This window comes from Alteromonas sp. MmMcT2-5, from assembly GCF_022348315.1.
In the GTDB taxonomy this organism is placed as follows: Bacteria; Pseudomonadota; Gammaproteobacteria; order Enterobacterales; family Alteromonadaceae; genus Alteromonas; species Alteromonas macleodii.
In genome coordinates, this window is record NZ_JAKRFB010000006.1 from 23,959 (window position 1) to 43,255 (window position 19,297).

Annotated in this window: 14 protein-coding genes; 5 read left to right on the forward strand and 9 right to left on the reverse strand. The window is 44.6% G+C overall.

Features of this window, described 5'->3' with window-relative positions; genetic code table 11:
- Positions 1-96: 96 nt before the first annotated feature.
- Positions 97-1,356 (forward strand): imidazolonepropionase, encoded by a 1,260-nt coding sequence (gene hutI, locus MHN09_RS05160; RefSeq protein WP_187447136.1) that lies wholly within the window; start codon positions 97-99, stop codon positions 1,354-1,356.
- Positions 1,349-2,317 (forward strand): formimidoylglutamase, encoded by a 969-nt coding sequence (gene hutG / locus MHN09_RS05165; protein ID WP_239239472.1) that lies wholly within the window; start codon positions 1,349-1,351, stop codon positions 2,315-2,317. The genes hutI and hutG overlap by 8 nt, the downstream gene beginning before the upstream one ends.
- 34 nt (positions 2,318-2,351) lie before the next feature.
- Here the strand turns inward: hutG and sstT are convergent, their stop codons facing one another.
- The 5 genes from sstT to MHN09_RS05190 all read right to left on the reverse strand — a co-directional run bounded on the left by sstT (position 2,352) and on the right by MHN09_RS05190 (position 12,096).
- Complete coding sequence (gene sstT / locus MHN09_RS05170; protein WP_187447128.1) at positions 2,352-3,572, reverse strand: serine/threonine transporter SstT; 1,221 nt, start codon at positions 3,570-3,572, stop codon at positions 2,352-2,354.
- 114 nt (positions 3,573-3,686) lie between these two features.
- Complete coding sequence (locus MHN09_RS21570) at positions 3,687-5,108, reverse strand: S41 family peptidase (RefSeq protein WP_187447129.1); 1,422 nt, start codon at positions 5,106-5,108, stop codon at positions 3,687-3,689.
- Positions 5,109-5,233: 125 nt separating this feature from the next.
- On the reverse strand, positions 5,234-8,971 hold the full coding sequence (locus MHN09_RS05180; protein ID WP_049589031.1) for an AAA family ATPase: 3,738 nt from the start codon (positions 8,969-8,971) through the stop codon (positions 5,234-5,236).
- Between the two features lie 4 nt (positions 8,972-8,975).
- Positions 8,976-10,541 carry an exonuclease subunit SbcD gene (gene sbcD / locus MHN09_RS05185; RefSeq protein WP_239239475.1) on the reverse strand — a complete coding sequence of 522 codons (1,566 nt, stop codon included), beginning with the start codon at positions 10,539-10,541 and terminating at the stop codon, positions 8,976-8,978.
- A 262-nt stretch (positions 10,542-10,803) separates the two neighbouring features.
- Positions 10,804-12,096 (reverse strand): TMEM143 family protein, encoded by a 1,293-nt coding sequence (locus MHN09_RS05190; protein WP_187447132.1) that lies wholly within the window; start codon positions 12,094-12,096, stop codon positions 10,804-10,806.
- A gap of 209 nt (positions 12,097-12,305) precedes the next feature.
- On the opposite strand from MHN09_RS05190, the gene MHN09_RS05195 reads away from it, so the two are divergent.
- Complete coding sequence (locus MHN09_RS05195) at positions 12,306-13,604, forward strand: PAS domain-containing methyl-accepting chemotaxis protein (RefSeq protein WP_187447133.1); 1,299 nt, start codon at positions 12,306-12,308, stop codon at positions 13,602-13,604.
- 125 nt (positions 13,605-13,729) lie between these two features.
- Here the strand turns inward: MHN09_RS05195 and MHN09_RS05200 are convergent, their stop codons facing one another.
- Positions 13,730-14,053, reverse strand: a complete 324-nt coding sequence (locus MHN09_RS05200; protein WP_187447134.1) for a DUF3718 domain-containing protein — start codon at positions 14,051-14,053, stop codon at positions 13,730-13,732.
- Between the two features lie 322 nt (positions 14,054-14,375).
- Between MHN09_RS05200 and MHN09_RS05205 the strand changes: the two genes are divergently transcribed.
- The gene (locus MHN09_RS05205; RefSeq protein ID WP_187447135.1) at positions 14,376-14,978 is read left to right on the forward strand and encodes a YigZ family protein; all 603 of its coding nucleotides are present in this window, start codon (positions 14,376-14,378) and stop codon (positions 14,976-14,978) included.
- A 130-nt stretch (positions 14,979-15,108) separates the two neighbouring features.
- Here the strand turns inward: MHN09_RS05205 and MHN09_RS05210 are convergent, their stop codons facing one another.
- From MHN09_RS05210 to MHN09_RS05220, 3 genes are all read right to left on the reverse strand, one after another.
- Positions 15,109-15,645 (reverse strand): redoxin domain-containing protein, encoded by a 537-nt coding sequence (locus MHN09_RS05210; protein ID WP_014975770.1) that lies wholly within the window; start codon positions 15,643-15,645, stop codon positions 15,109-15,111.
- A 320-nt stretch (positions 15,646-15,965) separates the two neighbouring features.
- Positions 15,966-17,897, reverse strand: coding sequence for a M1 family metallopeptidase (locus MHN09_RS05215; RefSeq protein WP_187446889.1), 1,932 nt, complete (start codon positions 17,895-17,897; stop codon positions 15,966-15,968).
- Between the two features lie 220 nt (positions 17,898-18,117).
- A complete protein-coding gene (locus tag MHN09_RS05220) occupies positions 18,118-18,546 on the reverse strand; it encodes an organic hydroperoxide resistance protein (protein ID WP_014948414.1) in 429 nt (142 codons plus the stop codon).
- A 138-nt stretch (positions 18,547-18,684) separates the two neighbouring features.
- On the opposite strand from MHN09_RS05220, the gene MHN09_RS05225 reads away from it, so the two are divergent.
- A complete protein-coding gene (locus MHN09_RS05225; protein ID WP_131135990.1) occupies positions 18,685-19,128 on the forward strand; it encodes a MarR family transcriptional regulator in 444 nt (147 codons plus the stop codon).
- Positions 19,129-19,297: the final 169 nt, after the last annotated feature.

A 19,297-nucleotide genomic window follows, 5' to 3' on the forward strand; every position in this document is an offset into this window, starting at 1 on the left:
CGTTTCAGTAAAGATTCTGGTCAAAGCCAGACAAAGAACAAGACAACCAGTTAGACGAAAAAACCAGACAAGAGGTGGCTTAGAGTGGAGCACGATATGGGTTATCAGTACGACACGCTTATTTACAATGTTCGCATTGCGTCTATGCAAGACAACAAGTTGCCCTATGGCGAATTACCGCCACACGCCATTGCCATAAAAGACGGCAAAATTGCTGCGTTACTTCCTTGCGATGACTCATTAGACAACGTGTTTGAGCAGGCCAAAAGCGTAATAGATGCCACTACCCTAATTCCCCAAAATGAAGGTTCAACGCCCAAACACCCGTGGCTATTGCCTGGCTTCATCGATTGTCATACGCATCTGGTGTATGGCGGCAATCGCGCCGAAGAATTCGAAATGCGATTGCAAGGCGCAAGTTATGTAGACATTGCGCAGCGCGGCGGTGGTATTAAAGGGACGGTTGAAAAAACTCGACGCTCTGACGAAAACACCCTGCTTCACACTGCGATAAAACGCGCAAAGCGACTGTGCGAAGAAGGTGTTACCACCATTGAAGTCAAATCAGGTTACGGGCTGGATTTAGACACTGAAGTGCGCATGTTACGCGTGGCTAAATCCCTTGAGCAGCATCTTCCTGTGAGTATTAAAACTACCTATTTAGGCGCTCACGCCCTGCCCAATGAATTTGCTGACGACTCAGAAGGATATATCGATTTCATTTGCAACAAGGCACTTCCTCATATTGCTTCGCAAAACTTGGCTGACGCCGTTGATGTATTTTGTGAAACTATCGGTTTTTCAACTTCTCAAACAGAACGTGTTTTTAGCTGCGCACAGCAGCACGATTTACCCATTAAAGCTCATGTAGAGCAGCTTAGCGACAGTAAAGGTGCTGTTTTAGCGGCTAAATACGGCGCACTTTCGGTAGACCACATCGAATATTTAGCTGACAGCGATATTCCCTTACTTGCCCAAAGTGGCACCGTTGCCGTACTTTTACCAGGCGCTTTTTATTACCTAAGTGAAGTTCAAAAGCCGCCGGTAGACGCTCTAAGGGCGCACAATGTGCCCATGGCCTTAGCCACTGACTTTAATCCAGGTAGTTCGCCGTTAGCCTCAATCCTTACCGCGATAAATATGGGGTGTGTGCTGTTTCAACTTACGCCAGAAGAAGCGCTACGCGGTGCTACTGCTCACGCGGCTAGCGCACTCGGGCTGCACGACCGAGGTGTTATTGAAGCAGGCAAGCTTGCTGACTTAACGCTGTGGGATATCGAAACGCCGGCAGAGCTCGCCTATTGTATTAATGGGCACCGCCCCGTTGCGGTGTTTAAGGAAGGTAAACATGTTTAAGTGGCAAGGCAGAATAGACAGTGAAGACGGCATTGAGGGCCTACGTTGGCATCAAAAAGTTAACGAACTTGAAGTGGGCGAAGATAATTCATTAGCCAACGCCGTTACCCTTGTTGGTTTTGAAAGTGATTTAGGTGTGGCATTTAACAAAGGCCGCGTAGGTGCAGCGGCTGGTCCAAACGCTATTCGCCAGGCACTGGCAAACTTACCCTGGCACTGGCCAAGCGCAGCATTGGCTGATTTAGGGAATGTTACCGCTAAAGAGAACTTAGCCCAGGCACAAACCCAATATGCCGACGCCATTTGTTATGCGCTCAAGCAAAATGATGGATTGGTCATTGGGCTGGGAGGGGGACATGAAATTGCATGGGGTAGCTATCAAGGGGTTTTCAATGCTAAGCCCGAAAGCGCCCGCATTGGAATTATTAATTTCGACGCCCATTTTGATTTAAGAAAGCCTTCACCAAACACCAGTTCAGGTACGCCGTTCAGGCAAGTGTATGATCACTGCCAGCTACACGACACACCGTTTCATTACGCTTGTTTGGGCGTATCGAAAGCAGCCAATACACCAGCGCTGTTTAACTTTGCCAATACGTCCAACACGCGCTATTTAACCGATGTGGCGTTAAATGATGAATCACTGTGTATGCAGCGAATAGATGAGCTACTATCTCCGATGCTAAAAGACATCGATGAGCTTTACGTCACTGTATGTTTAGATGCATTTCCAGCAGCACAAGCACCTGGCGTTAGCGCGCCCAGTGCATTGGGAATATCCCCCACACTTGTTATCAACACGCTACACTTTTTAGCACAGCACCAAAGTACTTATGGGTATCAATGGAGACTGTGTGACGTTGCGGAAATGAACCCCAATTATGATATTGATAGCCGCACAGCAAAGCTGGCTGCACGGCTAATTTTTGAAGCAGTAGATGCAATAAACTCGCACATTTAACGAGTTAACGCTTTAACGTTTGACGCTTTTATGTTTACTGGCCGCCTGCCCTTTCACATGCAGCGGCGGTAAACAAGACATCAGTGGAACTATTTAATGCTGTTTCAGCAGAGTCTTGCAGTACGCCAACAATAAAGCCCACCGCAACCACCTGCATAGCCACTTCATTGGGTATATTGAACAGGCTACAGGCAAGCGGAATAAGCAGTAGCGAACCACCTGCAACACCTGAACTTCCACATGCTGATACCGCAGCGATAACGCTTAACAATACAGCAGTAGGGAAATCTACAGAAATTCCCAAGGTATTAACCGCAGCTAGCGTCAACACGGTTATTGTGATTGCAGCCCCAGCCATATTAATCGTGGCGCCTAACGGAATAGATACCGAATAGGTGTCTTCATCAAGCTTTAAGCGTTTACACAGCGCCATGTTTACCGGAATATTCGCCGCCGAACTACGGGTGAAAAACGCCGTAATACCGCTTTCTTTCAGGCATTTGAACACCAAAGGATAGGGATTCTTTTTGGTTGCCAGAAATACTAACAAGGGGTTGGTCACAAGTGCGATAAATAGCATCGCGCCAATCAATACCGTTAGTAAATGAGAGTAGCCAAGCAATGCTTCAAAGCCCGTTGTAGCAATGGTATTAGCTACCAAGCCGAAAATACCGAAGGGCGCGAGTTTAATAACAAAACCCACCACAGTTGTTACGCTATCTGCCATATTTTGAAGTAGCGCTTTCGTTGCCTCGCTAGCATGACGAAGACCTAAACCTAGACCTACAGCCCACGTGAGAATACCAATGTAATTTCCATTTACTAATGCATTTACCGGATTATCTACCATGTTATAAAGCAAAGTAGTAAGGACTTCCGATACACCTTTCGGCGCAGCTTGGCTAACTTCTGAAGTCACTAAGCTTAAGCTTGTAGGAAAAGCAAAGCTTGCCAACACGGCGGTGAGCGCGGCCAGTAGTGTGCCCAACAAATAAAGCACAAGCACGGGTTTGATAAAGGTTTGCTCGTTTTGCTTATGGTTGGCAATGGATGCCATGACCAAAACAAAAACCAATAAAGGAGCTATTGCTTTTAAGGCTTTTACAAATAAGTTACCCAATAGCCCTGCTGATTGAGCAGCTGAAGGTGAAAAACTCGCTATCGCAATACCGCATACGATACCAATGATAATTTGCAGTACCAAACTGCCATTCATGTAGCGCTGAAACAAGCTGGGGCGTGCCGTTGAATCCATAAATGTTGGTCCATTATTATTTTGACGACGCACCATAAAGGATAACGTTACACAAATGAACCTGTTTGGTCTTAGTTACTCGCAAATAACCGTATGCTTGCCGTTTATAAGGGTTTACATGCCTTCAAGTATCTTTTGCGTATAAGACGTCCACTGGTAAAGAGGAAGTTCTCCATCAATATAATAGTCTGGCTGAATGCCTACCCCATCAATGGCCATATGCGGAATGCGTAAACTTTTAGTCAGGCTGTAATACAAAGTAAAAGTACCGCTCGGCGAATCAGTTTGATACATGTTAGAAATATCGAGTACACCTGCGGTAGTTTGCCCAAACAACTTTACTTTTTTGCTTTGTTTAGCCGCCAGTAAGAACTGCTCAGCGGTGCTGCCATTACTTGAATCAACAAGTACGCCAATACTCTTCGGCAAGGGTTCAATTTTATCGAATGTCTCTACCGTTACGTCTTCATCAATATTGATGTAGCTGCCGATGTGTTGATTAAGAATGTCGTACCCGTCTTTTGCCCATTGCTTTTCTTCTTCACTAAAATGAGGGTTTTGCAAAAAGCCAAGCATTCTAGAGTTGTTAAGCTCAGTAGATAAATATTCCATGCCTACAGTGCGAATAGGGTTGGTGTATAAAATAGGGAGTAAAGACGCATAGCTTACGTCACTACCACCACCGTTTCCTCGGATGTCGATAATGAGGTGTTCAGTTTTTAAAATTGTGTCTAGGTGCTCAGCGATAACCGCATCGATGTCTTTTTTGAAGGCGTGATCGAAAGCCGGTATGCGAACTAATACCGTGTTCTCTGAAATTTTTTCGAATAGCGGAGCTTTTGTACTAAGCAGGCGCACATAGCGTGTTATTTCAGGGGATGATTCTTGTCGCGGTTCCTCACGTGACATAACGATAAAGCTATTGCCCAACACCACTTCATTGTTACCCAAGAGTGTAATGGTATCGATTTGTCGGGCGGAGTGATCGCCCATAAAAAACGTCACTTCTGCGGTATTGTTGTCAGCAGGGTCGTTAACGATGAACTTTACTTGTCCCGCCTTCCATGAAGGGTTGGTACTTTTAACGATATAAGCTTTATGGACATTGCCCTCTTTTTTTAAGGCAACCGTATAGCTTGAGAATTGCCAAATCCCCTCAAGAGTTTCGTCACGTTGGCTTTTCAAATGTTGTTTAAATGCCGATAAGTCGAAATCATGCACTACCGATTCGCGTACCGCTTTCTCTGAGCCATTCGTATTTAGCGCAAGACCAATGTGCCCCTTGCGAAAAAATGTAAGCCAGTCGCTAAGCACTGTGTGGCATTGCGCTTCGCTTTTGGCGCTTTGTACTCGCGCCAAAATCGCACTATTGTGGGCGGAATAAAGGTCCAGCCCTTTATTCTCTACGGTATATTGAAAACCGGCATCGTTGTTTTCAAACGTGCTTTTTAGCCATGCAAACTCACTTTCACACTGAAAGGTACTACCAAACGAACAGAAAGAGGCAAAAAGAGGGAATATCGCAAATCGTTTCACTAAATATGATGTCCATATCTACTTTTAATACCGATAAAGTATCATAAAACCATGATCTTGCGAGCATTTACCAAGCACATACTTGTAAGCAAACGTTTTAACTACTAATTCCTAAAGCGGTGAGTTCACCCCACCGCATAAGGTTTTTCTAGTGCGCTTAAGCCTACACCGTTGCGTTTAATCACTTTAAGCTGGGTAGGAATACGCTCTTTCATGGCTTCAATATGGCTTATCACACCAATCATTTTTCCGCTGGCATTTAGGTTGTCTAGTGCATCAAGGGCCACATCCAAAGTTTCAGCATCAAGGGTGCCAAAGCCTTCATCCAAAAACAGTGAATCGATACTGGTCTTGTGACTGACCAAGTCAGATAAAGCTAAAGCCAGCGCTAGGCTCACTAAGAAACTTTCTCCACCAGACAGGGTTTTGGTATCTCGCACTACGTCACCTTGCCAGGTGTCTAATACACTTAAACCCAACCCTTCGTTTTCTTTTCGAATTAACTGATAGCGACCGTGTAATTTATCAAGCTGCTGATTTGCAAGCTGCACTAAGTTGTCCAGAGTAAGCCCTTGTGCAAAACGTCTGAATTTGTCGCCGCTGGCCGAGCCAATTAACGAGTGTAGGTAAGTAATATCGTCGTAATAGGCCTCAAACGCAGCCATCTCATCCACAAGCTGTTGCTGCCTTTCGCGGGCTTGATTGTTAGCGCTTAGCTGCTGTTCAATTTGCCCTAAAGACGATAACAGGGTGTCACGCTGCTGAGCTTGCTGAGTAATTTTCGAATCGAGCCACTGTGCACCGTGCTCTTCTAACTCGCTCTGCCACTGTGCTGCGTTAGCATGGGCTTTTAGCGATTGTTCGGTAGCTATCGCGTTTTCTAGCTTTAAGTCCGCTTGTTGTTTTTGCTGAGTTAATCGCTTTTGCAGTTCAAGCAAGGTGTTGCGGGTATCTTCGTCTAAAAGGGCATTGCTAAACGCGTGCTCATCGGCAAATGGGCTGCTCGCCAACTGACGGCTAAAGTGCTCTGTTGCCTCTGAAAGTGCCTGCTCTTTTTCGCGCATTTGCTCATTAAGCTGGGCAATTTCTGCTTCTAAACGAGACAAAATAGTGTCCGTTTGTTGCAGGCGAGATTTGCATTCATTTACATTTCGCTCAGCGTGTTCTTGGGCAGCGCTTGCCTTATTTCTGGTTTCAGCAATATTGCCTTCAGGGAATACGGTTGAGCGCGAGTCTCGCAGCGCCTTTAGGCTATTATCTAGCTGCACAAGCTCTTCGCATACGCCCTTAAGCTGATTCTCGGCGCTCTCGATATCACGATTAACCACAAGCAAGGTGCTACTTACCCCTTGCAACTCATCTTTAAGTTTGGCGTGTAGCTGATGATTGTGTTTATAAGCTTTTAGCGCTTCGGCTTTTTCATTTAACCACGTGGCAATTCCATCAATAGCCAAGTTGTGAATATCAGCACCGTGCGCCGTCATAGTTTCGCTGAGCGCTAAAATACCATCGTTAACCCTTTTTGTTTTACTCTCTAACTCTGTATTACGTTCGTTAAATTGCTTTTCCAAGGTTTCGCGCTGCTGCAGAGAAACTGCAAGTTCTGACTGCTTGCCTTGTAATGCCTGTTGCGCTTCATTTTTAGCCTGCAGTGCAGCATTTAGAGCTTGCTCGCACTCTTCTAAACGGGTTAATTGAGCACTAATATCATCGAGACGAGTTTTAAACTGCTGGGTAAATTGAGAGACGCTTTGCGATGTATTAATGTCGACCTTTTCAAAGCTCGGTATATCAGCGCTAAGTACGCTTGAAATCTGCTGCCACTTTTCTAGCAGCGTATCTCGTTGCCCGCTTGCCTGTTCTAGCTGCTTATTAACCTGAGCAAGAGTGAATTCAGTTTGTGTAACACTTTCTTTTGCCCGCGCCCCTTGCTGCTCAATATCATCTAACTGCTGCTTTAAGCTATCTCGCTTTTGGATAGTTTCAGGTACATCAATAACCACGGTAGACGTGGTGTGCTCGTTTGCCCCACAGACAGGGCATGGCTCGCCACTTTTTAACTGTGCGCGAAGGTGCGCCACTTCAGCATCCAAGGCGATAAGCGCCTCTATGTCTTTTAAATTACTACGAGTTTGCTTGTAAGCATCAACCAAGGCTTGGCGGTCAGATTGCTGCTGAGCTAGTTTCTTCGCTAAGTCTTCCTTTTGCGCACCCAGCGATACTTTCTCTTGTTCTAGTGCCAAATATTGCTGTTGAATATGCCCTATCTGTAATACGTTATCCCAATGATGAAGCTTGGTATCACGCTCTTGCTGAAGACTTGCTTTACTGGTTGCATTAGCACTATTAGTATCACTTGGTTTGTCAGATAGCGCGGCCTGAAGTGCCTTTTCACACTTGGCTACTTGCGCGTTTTTGTCATCGAGGGTCTGCGTTAACGCGCTTAACGACTCATTTGTTTTTGCGATAGCGTCATCTAGGGATGAAAGCGCCTGACGATGATTATTTACGCTTTGTGTCAGTGTTTCTAACTGCTTTTTATCATGTTCAATATGGCGCGCCGTTTCACTCCAACCACTTATAAATTCCGCTATGCCGCTAAGTGAGTGATGTTCACGTAAGTAGGTTTCCAGTTCACCAAGCTTGGTCTTGTTATCTGCCGAAGCGTTTTCGATTTCTGTGCGCTTTAGCGTTAACGCGTTTATTGACTGCCTTAAACGTGCTGCGTTTTCGTTAGCTTTTTGCTGTTCAGTAGTGAGCTGCGCTATTTGGTTATCTAGCGGAACTACCTGCTCATTTATGCGCTTTTCAAGCTCACGGCTTTGTTGCTTTGTAAGAACTAACGCTTGTTCGGCATGGGTGACTTCTGAACTACGTTGTGCCTTTTGCGTCTTTAAATCGGGAAGCTGAGCCGCCTTCTCATCGAGCCTTTCTTTATAACGGGTTACGTCTTGCTGAAGCCCATTTCTTTGCAAGAATGGCAGGCGAAGCTTTTCAGCTGGCTCACTTTGGGTTAAAAGATCAAGTTCTTGTCTCGCCTCATTGATGGCGTTATTCGCGGTCTGCTGCGCTTCACTGGCTTCTTTTATGGTTAGCTCATTGGCGTTAAACGCTTGTTGCCACTGCTGTTGCTTTTGTAACTGAACAAGTGTTTGGTTAGACGTCGCGACTTGGCTCTTGGTTTGTGCTTGCTCTTCTTCAAGCTGGGTGATTTGTTCGTCGCTAAGTAAGGTTACGCCTTCTAGCTTTATCGCAAACTCTTTTTTCTTTTGTTTAGCGTCACTAAATTGCTGATGTACTGCCTGTGATATCTGTCCGTAAATTTCGGTGCCAGTTAACTCTTCAAGCAGTTCGGCTCGGTCGGCCTCGTTAGCATTTAAAAACGCAGCAAAATCCCCTTGCGACAACATCATAGACTTGGTGAAACGGGCAAAATTAAGGCCAGCCAGCTTTTCAATCTCTTCGCTTTTCGGCCTAACTTGGGTAGCCAGTACCTTGCCGCTTTCAACTTCGGCCAGCTCAACATCAGCACTTTGCAGGTTACCGTCAACTTTCCCTCTGGCCCGACGCATACTCCAAAACGCACGATATGCTTTCCCCTTAATATCAAACTCAACCTCCGCCAAACACTCCGCCGTGCCGCGGGTCATGATGTCATTGTTAGACGTTGAAATTGGCCCCAAGCGAGGGGTTTGGTGATAAAGCGCTAAACAAATGGCATCAAGTAGCGTGGTTTTACCTGCCCCTGTTGGGCCAGTTATGGCAAATAGGCCATTGTCGATAAACGGCGATTGGGTGAAATCTATCTTCCACTCCCCTTTTAAGGCGTTTAGATTTTTAAGGCGTAAGGTCAGTATTCTCATTGTATTACTCGCCTTTATTTTCTGTTGTGTTTGCCAATGGTGCCTTTACTGATACTTCAGCATCTTCATCATTGGTATGCACCCGCTCTAGCGCTTCATTAAACAGCGGCCTTATCCGGTTTATGCGTGAAGCGCTTTTTTCTGAACCGGCTTGTTTCATTGCTCGAGGGCTTTGGTCGTCATCTAGCAGGGTTTCTCGTACCGACTCAGTTGGTGCCGACTCATTTGGTGCCGACTCACTTGTTGGATTATCTTTTATGCTCTCCAATGCCAAACGCGCTTCAAATACATCGTTTACCGATAGTTCACTAAGCTGAACGTTTTGCTTTTCCGTTAAGCTATTTACTGTGCGCTTACGCTTGCGTTTCAACTGTAAAATCTCAGCGTTTTTCCCTTCTAACAAGCCCTGAATACGCTGCTGTAGATCAGTCAGATAGTCTTCTGTTTCAACTTCAATGCATAACCACACAGGGTCTTTAGAGCTAATGGCGTTATCCGTTGCGCTAATGGCTTTATTAAACTCGCTAAGGGGTTTATTAACCTCGCTAAGGGGGTTATTAACCTCGCTAAGGGCTTTATCCACTTCGCTAACGGCATCATCTGTTTGAGAAGCTAACGTGATGGCATCGCTCTTATTAATGGCCGCCTCAATCGCTTTTAAGTCGCCTTTTATTACTTCCATGGCCTGAAAGCGCGGTACCGGAAGCGTTGAGATAGTAGGCGTTGTGCTTTCAGATTCAAACGTTATCAACACTACTTGCTTTTGTGTGTTTAGTTCATCAAAACTTAGCGGTATGGGTGAGCCTGAATAGCGAATGTGTTCTGTCTTAGCGACTTTCTGTGGCCTGTGAATATGCCCAAGTGCAATGTAATCGGCAGGCGGAAACCCTTTGGCGTCAAAGCCTTCAAGGGTACCAATGTAAATATCACGTACACTTTCTGACTGACTCACGCCTAAAGCGGTTAAGTGCCCTGTAGCAATAATAGGAATGGCAGCGCTGTTTTCACTGCCGTCTTTTATTCGCTTTTCTTCCATTGAAGCGCGCAGTGACAAGGCTTCATTATAAAGCGTCCCATAATGCTGCTTTATCGCATCGCCAAGCGCTTGACGCTTGTCAGTGCCGCTTTGCCCTGCCTCACTAACAAGCACATCGCGTGGGCGAATAAAGGGTACGGCACACAGTACGGCACTGGGCTGCCCATTGCGATCGTTAAGCGTAATGACTTGTTCACTCAATTCGCCGTATGTACTGGCAATTACGTGGCTATTTAAGTATTTAAGTAGCGCCTTACTTTCGTTCAATACCGATACTGAATCGTGATTTCCCCCCAGCACCACCAATGTACACTGCATCCCCTGAAGTTCACCGATAAACGCATGGTAGAGCTCTCTGGCGTAGCTAGGCGGCGTGCCCGTGTCAAACACATCACCCGCGACAATAATCGCATCTATTTGATGCACTTCTACTTGTTGAAGAAGCCATTTAAGGAAAGCGGCGTGTTCGTTTTTGCGACTTTTCGTAAAAAAACTCTGACCTAGGTGCCAGTCAGATGTATGCAATATTTTCATGTAGAAGTGAACCAGGCTTGTTGCATTGGAGATAGAGAAACGCATTCGGCGCAATGGCGCTGCTGCTATGGAGTGTCGAGGTTGGTCAACGCACCGTACAGCAACTATAGAGATTTTGTGGTTTTATGACAATGGATTGATAGCGTAATTGTTCGTTTGAAATAGTTATTTCTGCGTACTGCTCATCGAGAAAACTGATGTCATAAAGCGCGCATTGTGGAATATGCTAACTTGCTCTAAATAAGGGCGACGTAAGCGCACATTAAACAGGCTGATAAATATTATCCCAGTAGTCATCAAGTATCTTCACAGCATCGTTAAGCGGCCGCGCTACAAAAACATCGCCGTCTTGTTCGACTAGTTCCATGTCCACCAGCTTATTAATAGCGTCAGTAACGTCGAAATCGAGCGCACAATCAAGCTCTTCTGAAAAGTAACTTTCTATCACACTATCAAGAGATGCTAATGTCATGCCGCCCGCGGCAATCTCTTTTTCTGAACGTGATGCGCTAAATGCGGCGGAGTTTTCAGAAAAGGCTTCACTACACTTCAGCAAAAATGTGTAGGCCAACAATGCTTCCTTGCAGTCTTCTTCCTCTGCAGCATCAATTAATGTATGAAACACGCCTGCGTTATTGTCTAAATTTTTAAAATAGAGATTGTCAGACAAGGCTTTCATAAACCTGATTTTTCTGTTTTTAAACTTTGTCCATTCCTTAAAGATAAAGCTGCCGAATACACCCATGCCAATACCAAAAGTGATTAGGCTTTGCTTAGTCAATTCCACTTCATCGTCTTTAAAGCCAAGCCAAAAGGCCAGAAAAGATGCCATGAGAAGTAACGACGCGCCTAACTTAGTCACTAGCACCACGGTGCCACCTATTGCCGCCGATGCACTAATGATCAACTTATCTAGCGGACGCATTTTGACTTCGCTATTGGGAAACAGCATCTCCAAGTCTGCTTTAGGTACGTTTTGGAAAAGCTTTACTATGGTGGAGCCAGGTTTAAAGGTGACTGGCGTTTGCCCTTTCTCTTTGAAGTAGGCTTCATCTTTAAATGTGATATAAACAGCCACTTTGTCGTAGTTGGTAAATGACACCTGCTTTTTTCGCAACCCGAAAAAAGTACGCAGCGTTTCAGTTTTTACCGACTCACCCCGTCGATAAAACACCACATCTTCAAAGTCTTCGAAGCTAACCGCAAGGCGCACTTTAAACAGCGACTCTTCGTTTAATGCTGCTTCTAAATCTTCGTTTGTGACTTTTTCAAAATTGGCTGCGTTTAATAGATTGGCAAACGCACTCGAAAACGCCTTTTGGCTTTGCTTTCTCGTAGCTTCACTTGAAGGTGTAAGATCGCGGGTGTCTTTGTTTGGATCAAAGTCGTTATAGCTATCTTTCAGATCCTCAAGTTGCTCATGATATTGATAGTGTATGCGATTAACGAGCAATGTTGAGAGCGTACGAAAAAGAGTCCTCTCTTGCACAATTACGTTTTCACACAATCTACTAACATCATGTTTGCGAAATGGGATAAAGCGTTCTAATGGCATCGAGTGGTCTTATTAGTTCGTATGTTTCTTGTTAGATGGAAATAGTTACCGTACTGTAACAATGAAAACAACCACTTATAGATAAATTAAGTCTAATTGATAATGCCTTAGACATAGGCTTCGCCTAATGTCTAAACGACATAAATGTTAAATATAGTTAACATAGACTACACTAATTCTTAATTATACTTGTAAGTTTCGGAGACGTTATGTTCGTATCAAGTTCTCGATACAATAATGACATTTCGGCTCTTAGGGACGAGAGCCAAGGCTTGCTTGGTACGCTGGATGCGTTCAAAAACACAATGGCCTATGCCATTTATAGTACCGGTGGACAGTGCACATTTGCCTCTCCCGTATTACTTTCCATTTTGGATTACCCAAATTCAACCGCAACGTCGTTTTCCCATGCGGCAATGCGCGTTGAAGGTGTTGAACCTGAGTCACAGTACAAATCGTTTTGGCAACACTTGGTCAATGGCGGCAGCTTTAGCGACACGGTTGCAAGAAAATCGGCGTTAGGTGAAACGAAGTGGCTTAAGGCAAGCTACGTAGCGGTGAATAAGCATGGCGTTACAGAAATTCATGCCATTTACCACGATATCACTGAACATGAAAACGCCTATTTTGCCGGTAAAGCAGTGACTGACGCACTAAACAAGTCGATGGCGGTGATTGAGTTTCATCCTGATGGAACAATTATCACGGCAAATGAGAATTTTACTGCAACAGTGAAATACAGTTTGGCCGACATTCAAGGTAAACACCATCGCATGTTCTGTCGCGATAAGTTTTATCAAGAAAATCCTAATTTTTGGGATAACCTTGCCCGCGGTAATTTCTCTTCAGGCCAGTTTGAGCGCGTAGATGCGCACGGTAACGCATTGTGGTTGGAAGCAACGTACAACCCCGTGTTTGACGCTTCGGGCCGAGTAGTAAAAGTTATTAAATTTGCATCTAACATTACCGATGCAATTAACGAAAAGAATGCAATCGCACAGGCGGCGGAACTCGCAGTATCAACGGCAGAAGAGACGTCTCAAATTGCCCATGAAGGTGCCTCGTCACTTCAACGAAGCGTTGAGATTTTCAATACAGCCATGTTAGAAGTTGAGCAAACCAATCAACTTATGCACGAACTGAGTGAGCAATCGCTAAAAATTGAAACCATTGTGACAACGATTAGTGGCATTGCTGAGCAAACCAACCTTTTAGCACTAAATGCCGCTATTGAAGCTGCACGTGCAGGCGATCAAGGTAGAGGATTTGCTGTAGTAGCAGATGAAGTGAGGCAGCTAGCGCAACGTACCAGCGATTCGACTGTGGAGATTGAAAGTGTAGTGGCAGAGAACAGAAAGCTTGCTGACAAATCCACGAAGAAAATGGCAGGCGTTAAAGACAGTGTTGACCAAAATAGTCAACAGATTGCGCAAGTGCAAAGCATTATTGATGAAATTCAAAAAGGCGCATTGAATGTATCTGAAACTGTATCAGGTATTCTACGCTAGCAGTCATGTTAAATTAGTAAAAAGGGCTGTTGTATCATCAACAGCCCTTTTTTAATCCGCTTTTTCACACAAACGATTTTTCGCGTACGCATACGTACAAGCCTAGCACCGTTTAATTGTAGGGGTTATTTTGCGTGCACCACGCTAGCAATCTGCTTCTGTTGAATATTGAGGTACTTCTTGATGCTGTCCCCGTTCTTGCCATATTGATCAACAAACGCAGCGACAGATAGTCCGTTACACGTCATGTCCTGTGCTACGTACTTTTTATCTAGTGCAGATTCTTTAATTTGTTCATGAAGCTTCCACCTGTTCCCGGTAGCGGCAGCAACGCAAAGGTTAGAGGTGACCGAATCGTCGGTAGGCTTAAATTCTACAGAAGCTAAAGCACTTCCGGTGAACACAGAGGTAAGAGCAACAATAGCGATAGCAGTAATACGTGATTTCATAGCATGATTTCCTTATTGGGACGAAGTTACGTTGTTGTGGCGTTACGCCTTGGCCACACTCATATTCACTATTACAATCACTGCGCCAACTTTATAAAAACATTTAAATTCAGATGCTTAACTTTAAATACAGAAATAAGGACTCGCTAGAACGGTAAACGAAATACGACCTTTCAAGATAATTCGCCAAATAGTAGTATTTTTGACCACTGCGTTCTATCTGAGCCTATCGTCGTCTAAAATTTCGTTTTATTAAGCGATAAAACACACTGCTTACCTTATTTGGCTTAAATAAAAAATTGTCTTAGCTTACAATGCGCTGATGACTTATCCCGTTCCAGCTAAACAGGTTGAAACCCTGTACGAAATTAAGAAAAGCAAATTCATTGCTTGTGCCGGCTTTGCAAATTCTCGTGAAAGTGCAATGGCGCTTTTAGATAGTGTGAAACAACGGTATCCCGACGCCAGACACCATTGCTGGGCTTATGTTTTTGGCAACCCTAACTCGCCAAGTAGCGCGGCGATGGCTGATGACGGCGAGCCTAGCGGCACTGCCGGTAAACCCATATTAAATGTACTCCAGCACAAAGATATCGGCGACATCATGATTATTGTCACGCGTTATTTTGGCGGAATTAAATTGGGTGCGGGGGGATTGGTAAGGGCTTACTCGGCTGCAGCACAGCAAGCCGTAGATGCTCTTGAGGTAAGACAAGAGATAAAGCTGGAAGCGCTTAGCGTAGACATCGATTTCAAACACGAGCAGTTTGTACGTCACTTGGTAGAGCAAGCTCAAGGTAAAATTGCGAACTGTAACTATGGAAGCAGTGTGGTAATAAATGTTGAGCTACCTTTAGATGCACTGGAAGACTTTAAAAAGCAGATGGCCCCCATTGCTTTTTCAGTGTCAGTTGAAAACGAGTAAGCCCTAGAAAACAATAAGCAAGCGATAAAATTAGGGCTAGCTTTTGATGGTTTCTATATGTAAATAAAAAAGGCTCTGAAAACCACCAGAGCCTTACCTTTTAATCACACATAACTAGGGCCTGTTAACCTTATCCTTTAAAGGTGCCTCGAATGGGGTAGTTGTTATCTGGGTTACGTATAAACTCCAAGCCTGATACAAGTTGCTCTAAGTCAGGGCGCACAAACGGCGCGTTTGCTATTTCAGCAATATGAATGTCGTTTTTTTCATTCACTACAAATAGCGCAGGTTCAGCAAAATTGTGGTCGGTTTCTTTATCTGAACGCGGCTTGGAGATGTATAGCCCAAGTTTTTCCATATCTTCTTGCGAGAGACCGTAAGCAATAGGGAACGTAATCGACAGGTCGTCTAGATGCTCATCGAGCTGTGCTTTGCTGTCACCACTTACAGCCACCAAATCAATATTGAGCTCACGTAGACGACCTTTATAATCTTCTAATTTGTTCAGGAATTTAGTACATATTGGGCAGTGTTTACCGCGATAAACGACCACCATTTTCCAATCACATCCCTCTTCTTTATTGGTAAGCGACACCGTTTCCCCTGTGGATAGGGTTGCTGAGACATCGGGAAATGTCGTTGCTGGATGCATTTTTTGCGTATACATAAAAACTCCTTAAAGTCGGTTTAATCCTTCAAAGTACAAGCGAGATCGCGATAAACTGCTTTGTACAGATACACATCAAAGTAAAATTCTATACGTTGTACCCAACTTTCAGATCGTTTATTTGAACAATTGTTCAAATTTTTATTATCTTTCCTCTCGCGTTTTCTATACCAGCGACAGACACAAAAAAAGCAGCTCAATTGAGCTGCTTTTATTTTTTAGCCAAGTAACGGAAACCTACAAACGTAGACCTTTACTGTCGTTATCACAAAAACGAAGGTCTTCTTATCGAGACCGGTTCGCATGAGTCTAATAAAGTCTTAGTTCACATAGCCTTCATTAGCTTTCACTGTAAGTGGGTGATAGCCCGGTTTCGCTTCTTCAAATGCGCGTTTAGCAAACGCCTTGCCTTCAGGTGTTTTTGATAGCTCGCGATAAAGGGGCTTAACAAGCTTATTGCGCCCTATCGACACCAAGTAGCTATACAAACGATCATAGGCAGGCTGATAGTTATTCTCTACTGCGATCATCAACCAGCTATGAGCAATTTCGTTGTTTTTAGTCGAGGTGAGTGAAAACGCTGAATCTAGCTCAGCCAGCTGTGCGCTGCTTAGCGATTCGGGCATGTTGTTTAGAAAATATAGCCACTCGTGTACAGTCCACTGCGCGGTTTCAATATCCGCCGCTTTCACGTCGCCAGAAAGCCAAGCGCTTCGTGTGTCATCGATTTTAGTGAACGCATCAGATTCTGGCTGTGGCGCTCCCTCGGGAATGCCTGGTTCAAAAATCCACGTTTGGATGCGCTCCGCGTCTAGCTTATCTGGATACTGCTTTAACAAGGTATCATCTAAATAAGCAATAAACGTGTCGGTAGTAATGCTCTTAAAAGCAAAGTCTTTAAAGTACTGCATTAAGAAAGCATCAAAGTTTTCTCGACCAATCTTTTGTTCAATTTCACGTAAAAACAGTGCACCTTTTTCGTACGGAATATTTGAGAAAACATCATCTGGATTACGACCACGAAGGTCGATCGCCAGGATTTCATCATCCTCTTCTAGGGCTGCAACATCGTTCTCCAGGTCTTGATAACCTAGTACTGCTTCTTTTTTGAAACGATCGTGACCGTAGATCATTTCCATAATTCGGTAGGTTAAATAGGTCGTAAAACCTTCGTTTAACCACAGATCGCGCCATGTAGCGTTTGTTACTGTGTTACCAGACCAGCTGTGTGCAAGTTCATGAGCAATCAGAGACACCAAGCTTTTATCACCGGCGATAACTGTAGGTGTAATAAACGACAAGCGAGGGTTTTCCATGCCGCCAAAAGGGAATGAGGGCGGTAGAATTAGCAGGTCGTAACGATCCCATTGGTAAGGTCCATAGGTTTCTTCCGTTACCTCTAACATTGCCTCGGTATCTTCGAATTCCTTCGCCGCACTTTCAAGTAGCGCAGGCTCAGCATACACACCAGTACGCTCACCCATAGCTTTAAACTCCAAATCACCTATGGCTAACGCAATAAGGTAAGAAGGAATAGGCTGCGGCATATTGAACTCATATTCGCCATCGCGCTCGGTGGTTGGGTCGTTAGACGCACTCATTACCGCTAATAACGATTCAGGTGTTTTTATGGTTGCGTCATAGGTTACGCGCACTTGTGGCGAGTCTTGAAGCGGAATAAAGCTTCGTGCGTGAACTGCTTGCGCCTGTGTAAACAGGAATGGGTGCTTCTTACCTGCCGTTTGCGCTGGCGTTAACCATTGTACGCCAGAGGCTTCGGGTGAAGTTGAATACGCTACCGTTACTGAGTTTGCCGCACTTGGTAGAGTAATCGTAAGAGGCGTGCCTAAATCAGGGTCAGTCTCTCCCATTTCAAAGGGAACACTTTCTCCCTCTACGCTAACACGCTCAATCTCTAACGCTCGCGTGTCCAATACTAGCGTATTGTTTTCAGGCTTCGTACGCTCAACATCGAGGGTCACTTCACCAACGAGCTGCTTCGACTCAAAGTTTGCGGTTAAATCTAAGCTTAGGTGCGTAACCCGAATTTCATTAGGGTTAGCAAATGAGTGGTAATCTACACCAGAAGCAATACCTGCATCGGTGTGCTTAGCCGCATCTGCACTAGACTCCGAAGTAGACGCAACGGCTTGCTCGTTTTCTGTATTTGGTGAACTTGAACTGGTGTTATCACTGCACGCGAGCAACACGGGCGCGCATACGAATGTAGCCAGTAATCCGTATTTTTTCATATAACTTCCTAAAGGATGATTGATACGATCTCAGTGTATCAATCTGTTATATGACTGGCGACTCTAATTCGAAGAGCTGCGTTGTAACTGCGCTATATTTCGAAAAGCAGTAAGGGTTGACGTGAATAAGTGCAGGATAGCTACGCCATCTGACGAAGGCGCAGCTATCCGACAAGGGCATTAACTATTTGCGTTAACCGCTGACTCGTTTGCCGTTTAATTAAGCAAGGCTAATATCTACTTCAATGTTACCGCGGGTCGCATTTGAGTATGGGCATACTTGATGCGCAGTTTCCACCAAGCCTTGCGCTTGTGCTTTGTCCATATCGCCCAAATCTACCGTCAGTTTTACTGCAATAGCAAAGCCTTGTTCAATAGGTCCAATTGCAACGTTGCCAGTTACACTAATGTCATCGGCCAGCTTAATTTTTTGCGATGCAGCCACATGCTTAAGTGCACCGATAAAGCACGCCGAATAGCCCGCTGCGAACATTTGTTCAGGGTTCGTGCCTTCTCCACCTGCACCGCCCAATTCTTTAGGTGTAGAGAGTTTAAGGTCTAGCTTACCATCACTTGATTTCGCTGTTCCTTCACGACCACCCGTTGCTGTTGCACTTCCGGTATAAACGACTTGTTGAAGTTTATGCATGTTACTCTCCTCATAGGTTTATTTAAACAACTACTTTGCATGCAAAATAAATTATCACCAAACCAACTTGCAGATCAAGTGTTTTGTATGCAAAATATTATTGTTAAGAAAAAGCCTTACCGATAAGGGTTAAGCATCATGTCAGAATTATTGAAGTTGGAAAATCAGCTTTGCCACCGTTTTTATACGCTGTCGAATGCATTCACTCGTGCTTACCGCCCCCTTCTTAAAGCGCTGGATATCACCTATCCTCAATATGTGACTTTAATGGCGCTATGGGAAAACGATGGCATTACTATTGCCGAGCTTCTGGAGAGAACGGCCATAGACGGTGGTGCTATGTCGCTGATTCTCAAAAAGCTACAAGACAAAGGCTTTTTAGTTGTCACTAAAGATAAAGCCGACAAACGCGTTAAGCGCGTTCAACTCACTGAAACGGGCAAGAAGAAGAAAGCCATAGCAGAAGACGTGCCTGTGCAAATGCTCTGCAAGCTTAATGGCATGACTGCAGATGAAAGCCGTACGTTAAAAGTCCTACTGGACAAATTAGGCGGCTGTTTTGAGAATGCAGATTTAAACTAGTCCGGATAGATAATCACCACTCAGCCCTACATTCCCAAGCATTGCTAGGAAACTTGCCAGCGCCTTGTGAGTAGGCAATTATCTATGCGTATTGGTATTTTAACCTCTTTTTGTAATCTGATTGTCATCAGATTTTTGACGTTTTCTGTTATTATTTTCGCATTGAGCG

What these genes read in the sequence shown, in the direction of transcription:
- hutI (WP_187447136.1), top strand. Translation starts at nt 97, where the DNA reads ATGGGTTATCAGTACGACACGCTTATTTACAATGTTCGCATTGCGTCT.
- hutG (WP_239239472.1), top strand. Translation starts at nt 1,349, where the DNA reads ATGTTTAAGTGGCAAGGCAGAATAGACAGTGAAGACGGCATTGAGGGC.
- sstT (WP_187447128.1), bottom strand. Translation starts at nt 3,572, where the DNA reads ATGGATTCAACGGCACGCCCCAGCTTGTTTCAGCGCTACATGAATGGC.
- MHN09_RS05180 (WP_049589031.1), bottom strand. Translation starts at nt 8,971, where the DNA reads ATGAGAATACTGACCTTACGCCTTAAAAATCTAAACGCCTTAAAAGGG.
- sbcD (WP_239239475.1), bottom strand. Translation starts at nt 10,541, where the DNA reads ATGAAAATATTGCATACATCTGACTGGCACCTAGGTCAGAGTTTTTTT.
- MHN09_RS05190 (WP_187447132.1), bottom strand. Translation starts at nt 12,096, where the DNA reads ATGCCATTAGAACGCTTTATCCCATTTCGCAAACATGATGTTAGTAGA.
- MHN09_RS05195 (WP_187447133.1), top strand. Translation starts at nt 12,306, where the DNA reads ATGTTCGTATCAAGTTCTCGATACAATAATGACATTTCGGCTCTTAGG.
- MHN09_RS05200 (WP_187447134.1), bottom strand. Translation starts at nt 14,053, where the DNA reads ATGAAATCACGTATTACTGCTATCGCTATTGTTGCTCTTACCTCTGTG.
- MHN09_RS05205 (WP_187447135.1), top strand. Translation starts at nt 14,376, where the DNA reads ATGACTTATCCCGTTCCAGCTAAACAGGTTGAAACCCTGTACGAAATT.
- MHN09_RS05210 (WP_014975770.1), bottom strand. Translation starts at nt 15,645, where the DNA reads ATGTATACGCAAAAAATGCATCCAGCAACGACATTTCCCGATGTCTCA.
- MHN09_RS05215 (WP_187446889.1), bottom strand. Translation starts at nt 17,897, where the DNA reads ATGAAAAAATACGGATTACTGGCTACATTCGTATGCGCGCCCGTGTTG.
- MHN09_RS05220 (WP_014948414.1), bottom strand. Translation starts at nt 18,546, where the DNA reads ATGCATAAACTTCAACAAGTCGTTTATACCGGAAGTGCAACAGCAACG.
- MHN09_RS05225 (WP_131135990.1), top strand. Translation starts at nt 18,685, where the DNA reads ATGTCAGAATTATTGAAGTTGGAAAATCAGCTTTGCCACCGTTTTTAT.